11 protein-coding genes are annotated in these 8,410 nt (G+C 73.8%); 4 read left to right on the forward strand and 7 right to left on the reverse strand.

The window, feature by feature from the left end; all coding sequences use genetic code 11:
- Positions 1-2 precede the first annotated feature (2 nt).
- Positions 3-923: an ADP-ribosylglycohydrolase family protein gene (locus C1I95_RS04150; protein ID WP_111212420.1), complete on the reverse strand. Its 921-nt coding sequence runs from the start codon at positions 921-923 to the stop codon at positions 3-5.
- Positions 924-997: 74 nt separating this feature from the next.
- On the opposite strand from C1I95_RS04150, the gene C1I95_RS04155 reads away from it, so the two are divergent.
- Both C1I95_RS04155 and C1I95_RS04160 read left to right on the forward strand, forming a co-directional pair.
- Positions 998-1,687, forward strand: a complete 690-nt coding sequence (locus tag C1I95_RS04155) for a response regulator transcription factor (RefSeq protein ID WP_111212421.1) — start codon at positions 998-1,000, stop codon at positions 1,685-1,687.
- 17 nt (positions 1,688-1,704) lie between these two features.
- Positions 1,705-3,111, forward strand: coding sequence for a HAMP domain-containing sensor histidine kinase (locus tag C1I95_RS04160; RefSeq protein ID WP_199523598.1), 1,407 nt, complete (start codon positions 1,705-1,707; stop codon positions 3,109-3,111).
- A 288-nt stretch (positions 3,112-3,399) separates the two neighbouring features.
- Here C1I95_RS04160 and C1I95_RS04165 read toward each other — a convergent pair whose 3' ends face one another.
- Positions 3,400-4,425, reverse strand: a complete 1,026-nt coding sequence (locus C1I95_RS04165; protein ID WP_111212422.1) for an adenosine deaminase — start codon at positions 4,423-4,425, stop codon at positions 3,400-3,402.
- The gene (locus C1I95_RS04170) at positions 4,422-5,216 is read right to left on the reverse strand and encodes a trans-aconitate 2-methyltransferase (RefSeq protein ID WP_111212423.1); all 795 of its coding nucleotides are present in this window, start codon (positions 5,214-5,216) and stop codon (positions 4,422-4,424) included. Before C1I95_RS04170 ends, C1I95_RS04165 begins: the two co-directional genes overlap by 4 nt.
- 91 nt (positions 5,217-5,307) lie before the next feature.
- On the opposite strand from C1I95_RS04170, the gene C1I95_RS04175 reads away from it, so the two are divergent.
- Together C1I95_RS04175 and C1I95_RS04180 are read left to right on the forward strand one after the other, a co-directional pair.
- Positions 5,308-6,291, forward strand: a complete 984-nt coding sequence (locus tag C1I95_RS04175) for an aldo/keto reductase (protein WP_111212424.1) — start codon at positions 5,308-5,310, stop codon at positions 6,289-6,291.
- Positions 6,285-6,527, forward strand: a complete 243-nt coding sequence (locus C1I95_RS04180) for a hypothetical protein (protein WP_199523599.1) — start codon at positions 6,285-6,287, stop codon at positions 6,525-6,527. The genes C1I95_RS04175 and C1I95_RS04180 overlap by 7 nt, the downstream gene beginning before the upstream one ends.
- 160 nt (positions 6,528-6,687) lie before the next feature.
- Here C1I95_RS04180 and C1I95_RS04185 read toward each other — a convergent pair whose 3' ends face one another.
- From C1I95_RS04185 to C1I95_RS04200, 4 genes are all read right to left on the reverse strand, one after another.
- Positions 6,688-6,891 (reverse strand): cold-shock protein, encoded by a 204-nt coding sequence (locus C1I95_RS04185; protein ID WP_013732668.1) that lies wholly within the window; start codon positions 6,889-6,891, stop codon positions 6,688-6,690.
- A 296-nt stretch (positions 6,892-7,187) separates the two neighbouring features.
- The gene (locus C1I95_RS04190; RefSeq protein ID WP_111212425.1) at positions 7,188-7,460 is read right to left on the reverse strand and encodes a DUF4235 domain-containing protein; all 273 of its coding nucleotides are present in this window, start codon (positions 7,458-7,460) and stop codon (positions 7,188-7,190) included.
- Positions 7,457-7,786 carry a DUF3618 domain-containing protein gene (locus tag C1I95_RS04195; RefSeq protein WP_111212426.1) on the reverse strand — a complete coding sequence of 110 codons (330 nt, stop codon included), beginning with the start codon at positions 7,784-7,786 and terminating at the stop codon, positions 7,457-7,459. The genes C1I95_RS04190 and C1I95_RS04195 overlap by 4 nt, the downstream gene beginning before the upstream one ends.
- Positions 7,783-8,217 (reverse strand): phage holin family protein, encoded by a 435-nt coding sequence (locus C1I95_RS04200; protein WP_111212427.1) that lies wholly within the window; start codon positions 8,215-8,217, stop codon positions 7,783-7,785. Before C1I95_RS04200 ends, C1I95_RS04195 begins: the two co-directional genes overlap by 4 nt.
- Positions 8,218-8,410: the final 193 nt, after the last annotated feature.

Raw genomic sequence — 8,410 nt, forward strand, 5'->3', positions numbered from 1 at the left:
GGTCAGCCGACCCAGTCGGGCAGCGGCTCCCGGGCCGCCAGCCAGTCGTCGGGCACCCCGCCGGGGGTGCCCACCCCGGCGTACGCGGCCACCACCGCGCCGACGATCGCGGCGGTGGTGTCCACGTCGCCGCCCGCCTCGACGCAGGCCCGGATCGCCGCCGGGTAGTCGTCCAGGTGGGTGGCGGCCACCCAGCAGGTGAAGGCGACGGTGTCCTGCGCGGTGACCCGGGAACCGTTGCCGACCGCGTCCACGACCTCGGCCAGTTGGCGACCGAGCAGACCGGCGACCCGGCGGACCCCCCGGTGCACCTCGGTCGCCGGGTCCAGCGCCGCCGCGACGCCGGCGAGCAGGCGGGCCGGGTCGGGCCGGTACCCGTCCAGGCGGGCGCGGGCGGCCAGGGCGGCGGCCACGGCCACCGCGACCGCCCCGGCGACCCCCTCCGGGTGGGCGTGGGTCACCTCGGCCGACGCCCGGGCCTGCGCGGCGGCCCGGCTGGTCGAGTCGGCGAAGTACGCACCCAACGGCCCGACCCGCATCGCCGCGCCGTTGCCGCAGGAGCCCTGCCCGTCGAACGCGGCGGCGGCGGCGACCGGCCACGGGGTGCCGGTGCGGATCAGCCGCAGGATGCGCACCGCACCGGGCCCGTAGCCCCGGTACGGCTCGCAGCGCTCGGCGAAGGAGAGCGCCAGCGCGTCCCGGTCGATCCGGCCCGCCTCGGCGAGCGCCGCCAGCACCGAGCAGGCCATCTCGGTGTCGTCGGTCCACTGCCATGGCGGCGGGGGCAGCCGGCCGTCGGCCAGGTCGGCCGGCTGCCGGCCGGGAACGAAGTACTGGGATCCGAGGGCGTCGCCGACCGACAGGCCGGCCAGGGCGTCCCGAGCCAGCGCCAGCCGGGTGTCCGGGTAGAGGGTGAAGGCCATGGTTCGACAAGCTTGGCGGGTTCCGGGGTGGGCCGCAACGACGGGCCGGTTGCCGTGGCGAGTACCGTGCTGGGGTGGCCACCGTCCTGCTGGTCGAAGACGATCACGTCGTACGCGGCGCGATGCTCCGCTCCCTCACCGACCGGGGCCATGCCGTGCACGCGGTGGGCACCGCGCTGGACGCGTTGCGCCGGGTCGCCGCGGAAACACCCGACCTGGTCGTGCTCGACCTCGGCCTGCCGGACCTGGACGGGTCGGACGCCCTGCGCATGCTGCGCGGCATCACCGACGTGCCGATCATCATCGCCACCGCCCGCGACGACGAGCAGTCCGTGGTCAAGCTGCTGCGCGCCGGGGCCGACGACTACATGGTCAAGCCGTTCACCGGCGCGCACCTGGACGCCCGGATCACCACCGTGCTGCGCCGGGTGGGGCGGGCCAGCCGCGCCGTGCAGCCGGCCGTGCACAGCGTGGGCGGCCTCCGGGTCGACGTCGGCGAGCGCAGTGCCCTCCTGGACGGGGAGGCGCTGGCGCTGACCCGCAAGGAATTCGACCTGCTGGCGTATCTCGCCGCCCGTCCTGGCCGGGTAGTGTCCCGGCGGGAGCTCTTGGAGGAGGTATGGCGGCAGCCATCGGTCGGCGAGGATCAGACCATCGACGTTCACCTGTACTGGCTACGGCGCAAAATGGGCGAGTCCGCGGCGAAGCCGCGCTACCTGCGCACCGTGCGGGGGGTGGGCTTCCGACTGGTGGCGCCGGACTGAGAAGGTCGCTGGCCCTGTTGACGGCCGGCACCGGCGCCCTGTTGGCGCTGGCCTTCCTGATCCCGCTCGGGCTGAGCCTGGGCGGGCAGACCCGCGAAGAGGCGATCGCGGACGCGGCCCGCCGCAGCGCGCTGGTGACCGGGGCGCTCGCGGTGAGCACCAAGCCGGACGTGGTCACCCGCGCGATCGAGGCCAGCGGTGCCGACCCGGCGACCCGCCCGGTCGTGCACGGGCTGGGCGTGGACTCCACCGCCGGGCGGGCCGACCCGACACAGCTGGACCGGGCCCGCTCCGAGGGGCGGTCCCTGGTAATCGACGTCGACGGCGGAGTGCTGCGGCTGGACCCGGTGGTGCTCGGCGACCGGACGGCCGTGGTGGAGGTCTTCGTCCCGGACACCGCGCTCGACGCCGGCGGCGGGGGCCGGTGGCTGCTGCTGGCCGGGGTGGCCGTCGCCCTGGTCGGCGCGGCGGTGCTGGTGGTGGACCGGGTCGCGGCCCGCACGGTGGACGCCACCCGGGGACTGGTCGAGGCGGCGCTCGCGGTGGGCGACGGCGACCTGGGCGTGCACGTCGAGCCGAGCGGCCCGCGCGAACTGGCCGAGGCCGGCCATGCCTTCAACCGGATGACGGAACGACTCGTCGCCGCCCGCACCGACGAGCGGGAACTGGTGGCGGACATGTCGCACCGGCTACGGACGCCGCTTACCGTGCTGCGGCTGGACGCCGAGGCGCTGGAGTCCGACGACACCAGCGTGGGCTCGTTCAGCCAGGCGGAGCTGGACCACCGGCGCGGCATCCGGCGGATCCGGCAGGCGATCGTCACCCTGGAGGGTGAGATCGACGTGCTGATCAAGACCACCCGCAAGGCGGTCGCCACGGAGGCTGCCCCGGCGATGTGCGACGTCAGCGAGGTCGTCCGCGACCGGATGGTGTTCTGGGCGGCCCTCGCGGGCGACCAGAACCGCCCGCACCGGGTGAGCGGCGCCCAGCTGCGCATCCCCGCGCCGGTGCCCCGGGCCGAGTTGGCCGCCGCGCTGGACGCGGTGATCGGCAACGTGTTCCGCTACACCCCGCAGGGCGCCGCGTTCGAGGTGGCGGTCTCCCGGCGCGACGGGTACGTGGCGATCCGGATCGACGACGCCGGCCCCGGCATCGCCAACCCGGACCGCGCCCTGCGCCGCGGTGCCAGTGACCAGGGCTCCACCGGCCTCGGGCTGGACATCGCCAAGCGGGTGGCGTTGCAGGCCAACGGCTCGGTCAGCATCGACCGGGCCCGGCTGGGCGGGGCCAGCGTGGTGATGCTGCTCGCCGATCCGGAGGCGACGCCGCGTCAGATCAGCCGGTTCGGCCTGGTGGGTCGGATGGCCCGGGAGCAGAAGAGCAGCGGGCGCCGCTGGCCCCGGCAGCGCCCGGCCGACAGCTGAGCGCTGTCCGTGCGGTGCCCGCCGCGGGCCCGGTCGCGAGCTGGTGGTCCGGGCTGTGGCGCGGCACAAGTCTTCCTTAGATCCGGATTAACGCCGGCCCACCAGCCCGGTCCGGCTGCCAGGATCAGCTTCGAACCCAGCAGTTCCACCGGCTCTCCGCTCCCAGCGCACTTTGCCGGTGGAGCCGTGCGCGCGGCGGGAGACACGGTCCCCCCACACCTCCTCCCGCCGCGCGCCACTCCGCCCCAGCCTCGGCCCGCACAACGGGACCCGTGCGAGCCGGCGAGGTCAGCCGGCCGGGGCCGCCAGGTAGGCGTCGATCTCCGCGCTGATCCGCTGCTTTCCGGCGGGGTCGAGGAACGAGGCGGTCACCGCGTTGCGGGCCAGCTCGGCCAGCTGCGCCGGGCCGGCGTCGAGCAGTTGGGCGGCCACCGCGTACTCGTCGTTGAGGGTGGTGCCGAACATCGGCGGATCGTCGGAGTTGATGGTGACCAGCAGCCCGGCCTCGATCAGGCGGGCCAGCGGGTGCTCCTCGATCCGGGCCACCGCCCGGGTCCGCACGTTGGAGGTCGGGCACACCTCCATCCCGATCTGCCGCTCGGCGAGGTACGCGAGCAGCTGCGGGTCTTCGGCGGCGGAGATGCCGTGGCCGATCCGCTCGGCGCCCAGCTCGCGCAGCGCGTCCCAGACAGTCTGCGGGCCGGTGGTCTCCCCGGCGTGCGGCACGGAGCGCAGTCCCGCCGCCCGGGCCTGGTCGAAGTAGGGCTTGAACTGTGGCCGGGGCACGCCGATCTCCGGGCCGCCCAGGCCGAAGCTGACCAGCCCGTCGGGCCGCTCGTCGAGGCTGATCCGCAGCGTCTCCTCGGCCGCCGGCAGGCCCGCCTCACCGGGGATGTCGAAGCACCAGCGCAGCTCGATGCCGAAGTCGGCGGCGGCGCGCTTGCGGGCGTCCTCGATCGCCTCGCAGAACGCCGGTGCGGGGATGCCCCGCTTGACGTGCGAGTACGGCGTCACCGTCAGCTCGGCGTAGCGGACCTGCTGGCGGGCCAGTTCCCGGGCCACCTCGTGGGTGAGGATCCAGACGTCCTCCTGGTCGCGGATGAGGTCGACGACGCTCAGGTAGACCTCGATGAAGTGGGCGAAGTCGCGGAAGGCGAAGTAGTCGGCCAGCAGCTGCGGGTCGGCCGGGACGGGGCTGCGCCCTTCGTGGCGGGCGGCCAGCTCGGCCACGATCCGGGGCGAGGCGGAGCCGACGTGGTGCACGTGCAGTTCCACCTTGGGCAGTCCGGCGATGAAGGTACGCAGATCGGTCACGAGCTCTCCTGGGCGCGGGCGCCAACGCGGGCGACGACGAAGATCCGTCGGAACGGGAAGTACACCTGCCCCTGCCGCACCGGGTACAGCTCGGTGAGGCGTACCCCCAGGGCGGCCCGGAACGCGGACCAGCCGGCGGCGTCCAGCGCGGCCCGGACCGGGCGGAGCGCGGTGCCCTCCAGCCAGGTCAACACCGGGTGGTCCGCGTCGGGACGGGCGGGGAGCAGGTGCACGTAGGTAGTCTCCCAGGCGTCGACGGCGCAGCCGGCGGTGGCCAGGGACTCGGCGTAGTCGACCGGGTCGGCGACCGGCGCGGCGCGCAGCAGCGGGGCCAGCTCCGCCTGCCACGGCGGGCGCCCGGCGACCTCGCGCAGCGCGCGGTGCGAGGGGGCGTCGAAGTTGCCGGGCACCTGCATCGCCAGCCAGGCCCCGGTGGGCAGTTCACCGGCCCAGCGGGTGAGCAGCTCGCGGTGGCCGGGCACCCACTGCAGGACCGCGTTGCTGACCACCACGTCGGTGCTCGGCTCGGGGTGCCAGTCGCGGACATCGGCCAGGCCGAAGGTGACCGGGGCGTCCAGCGCGGCGGCCCGCGCGATCATCTCCGGTGCGGAGTCCAGCCCGACGATCCGGCTGTCGGGCCAGCGGTCGGCGAGGGTGGCGGTCAGGGTGCCGGGGCCGCAGCCGAGGTCGACCACCGTCCGGGGCCGGTCGGCGGCCACCCGGGCGAGCAGGTCGTGGAACGGCCGGGAGCGCTCGTCGCCGTAGCGCAGGTACGTCGTCGGATCCCACATCACGCCTCCCCATCAACAAACCGTACGTCCGTCTTGTTTACCGTACGGGCCGCCCCTGGACTGGGCAAGGAAGGTCACTAGGCTCACACGCATGGAGCAACGCACCTTCCCCCGCCTGGACCGACAGGCCGGCGTGGTCGGCCTCGGCGCCTGGCAGCTCGGCGCCGACTGGGGCACGGTCACCGAGGACGACGCCATGGCGGTGCTGACCGCCGCCGTCGAGGCCGGCATCACCTTCCTGGACACCGCCGACGTGTACGGCGACGGACGCAGCGAGCGGCTGATCGGGCGCTTCCTGGCGGCCCACCCCGCCGCCGGGCTGACCGTGGCGACCAAGATGGGCCGCCGCGTCCCGCAGACGCCGGAGGCGTACACCCTGGACAACTTCCGCCAGTGGACCGACCGGTCGCGGGCGAACCTCGGGGTGGACACACTGGACCTCGTGCAGTTGCACTGCCCGCCGACGGTGGTCTTCGCCGACGACGCGGTCTTCGACGCCCTCGACACGCTGGTCGCCGAGAAGCGCATCGCCGCGTACGGCGTCAGCGTGGAGACCTGCGACGAGGCGCTCACCGCGATCGCCCGGCCCGGGGTGGCCAGCGTCCAGATCATCCTCAACGCGCTGCGCCACAAGCCGCTCGACCGGGTGCTGCCGGCCGCCTCGGCCGCCGGGGTCGGCATCATCGCCCGCGTCCCGCTGGCCAGCGGCCTGCTCTCTGGCCGGTACGACGAGCGGACCACCTTCGCCGCCGACGACCACCGCCAGTACAACCGGCACGGTGAGGCGTTCGACGTCGGCGAGACGTTCTCCGGCGTCGACTACGACCTGGGGCTGTCCGCCGTCCGTCGGCTCGCGCCGCTGGTCGGCGACGACCGGACGATGGCCCAGTTCGCGCTGCGCTGGGTGCTCGACCAGCCGGGAGTCACCGTGGTCATCCCCGGGGCGCGCGACGCGGCGCAGGCGCGAAGCAACGCCGCCGTCGGCGGCCAGCCACCACTGTCGACAGAGGAACTGGCCGAGGTGACGGCGGTCTACGACGAGCTGATCCGCCCACAGGTCCACCACCGGTGGTGAACGGCGCGCCGGCCGGTGGGCCACAGGAGAGGGAGGTCGCGATGAACGGCTGGTTCCGCCTCACCCTCGGCCTGCTGGCCGTGGTCGTCGGCGCGGTGTGGACGGTGCAGGGCCTCGGCTATGTCGACGGCAGCGTGATGACCGACCAGCGGATCTGGGCGCTGCTCGGCCCGGTGCTGGCGCTGGTCGGCCTGGCCCTGCTCTGGCTCGGCGTCCGCGCCCGCAACCGACGCTGATCCGGGCCGCCGGGGTTGTCCCGGCGGCCCGGGTCCGTACCGGCGCGACCACCGGCCCGGGCCGGGATGCGGAAAAGCCCCGCGTCCGGTCGGAACGCGGGGCTTCACACCGATTCGGGGGACTGCCTTGCAATGGGCCGGCAGTCGCCGACCGATGCGCTCAGAGGGGGCGGACCTGCTCGGCCTGCGGACCCTTCTGGCCCTGGGCGATCTCGAACTCCACCCGCTGGTTCTCCTCCAGCGTGCGGTAGCCGCTGGACTGGATGGCCGAGAAGTGGACGAACACGTCAGCACCCCCGCCGTCGACGGTGATGAAGCCGAAGCCCTTGTCAGCGTTGAACCACTTCACGGTTCCCTGCGCCATGTGTATCTCCTTCTAAAACTGGCGGCCGAGCACGCCGTGCGGCCGATTGGCCGTTTTCGAGCAGCGGCGCCTGAGGCGGCCCCCGGTGAAGGAGACTTCTCTCAACCCACGCCATCTCGCAACAGCGTGGAACAGCAAACCACGTACGCAAAAACTCTGCACAGCCTACCCGACGAAATTCTCCGACATGTGACCTGACGGATGCGTCAGATCCGCTGGGTGGAGGCGGGAGCCAAGGCGAAAGGCCACCTCGCCGGGCAACGCGGGCGTGCGTGCCGGAACCGTTTCGGCCGTGACTAGTCCGGCCAGCGACCGGTAAGTCGGCGTACGCCGAGGGCTCCGCCCCGGTCCACGGCGGCCCGGACCACGGCGAAGATGGCACCGTGCAACGCCGCCGCCGCAAGGATTTCGGCCCAGCGGCGGTTCTCGTCGGTCGCGCTCGGGGCCTCGCCGTCACCGGCGGCCACCTTCCACACCTGGCGGAAGATGGCGCCCGCGACCGCACCGGCGGCGATGCCCATGACCACGCCGACCGGCTTGTAGGCGGCCTTACCGATCCCCCTGTTCACCCACGCCTCCCTCGGATGATCACCAGCACCACCGCGGCAACGACCGCGCCGGCCGCGAGGGCGACGAAGGGCGCCGGTCCCCGCCGCGTCCCGGCGGCCCGTCCCCGCATCGGACCGTGGGTGAGGCTGGCCTGCCCACGGACCCGGGCGACGGTCAGCACGGCCTGCTCCCGCATCCGTTCCCGGGCCTGATCCGCCGAGGACTTCAGCCGCTTCTTGACGTCGGCCTTCGCGGCCAGCGCCTCCATCGTCTCGCCCAGTTCGACCCGGGTACGCCGGATCTCCTCCCGCAGTGCCTCGGTGTCGCCGGTGCCGTTGCGCGTCATGCCCGTCTCCCGTCCTTGACCGCCGCGCTGACCACGTCGACGTCGGCCCGCAGGCTGCGCACGGTCGCCTGTGGCACCGGTGGGACCGCCCGGGCGACCTGCTGCTTGCCGACCAGGGCGAACACGCCGGCGAGCAGGAACACTCCCGCCGCCACGATCAGGGCGGCCGCCCACGCCGGCAGCACCAGGGCCAGCAGCAGGATCGCGGCGGTGATCAGCGCGCCGAGACCGAAGAACGCGAGCGCGCCGCCGCCGGCGAGCAGGCCGATGCCGATGCCGGCGTGCTTGCCCTTCTGCGTCAACTCGGCGCGGGCCAGCATGAGCTCGTCCCGGACCAGACGGGATACCTGCTCGGCCGCCCGCTGGACCAACTCGGTGGTGGACGGCTCGCTCCCGTTACGGGAGGTACGTACGTTCGTCACGTCGGCCATCCTGTCCCCCTCTCCTCATCACCGCGCTGTATGCCCGAATTCGCCGCCGGCCAATCCGGTGCGCGGTAACCGACCCGGATTCGGACCGCCGCGCGTCCTCCGTATTGGTGACGGCCACGGCGAGAAGGAGCAGAAGCGTCCCGCAGCAGGTCCCCACCAAACGCCGCCCCAAACGTGCCGCACGCCCCCACCC

Source organism: Micromonospora craterilacus, assembly GCF_003236315.1.
Lineage (GTDB): Bacteria > Actinomycetota > Actinomycetes > Mycobacteriales > Micromonosporaceae > Micromonospora > Micromonospora craterilacus.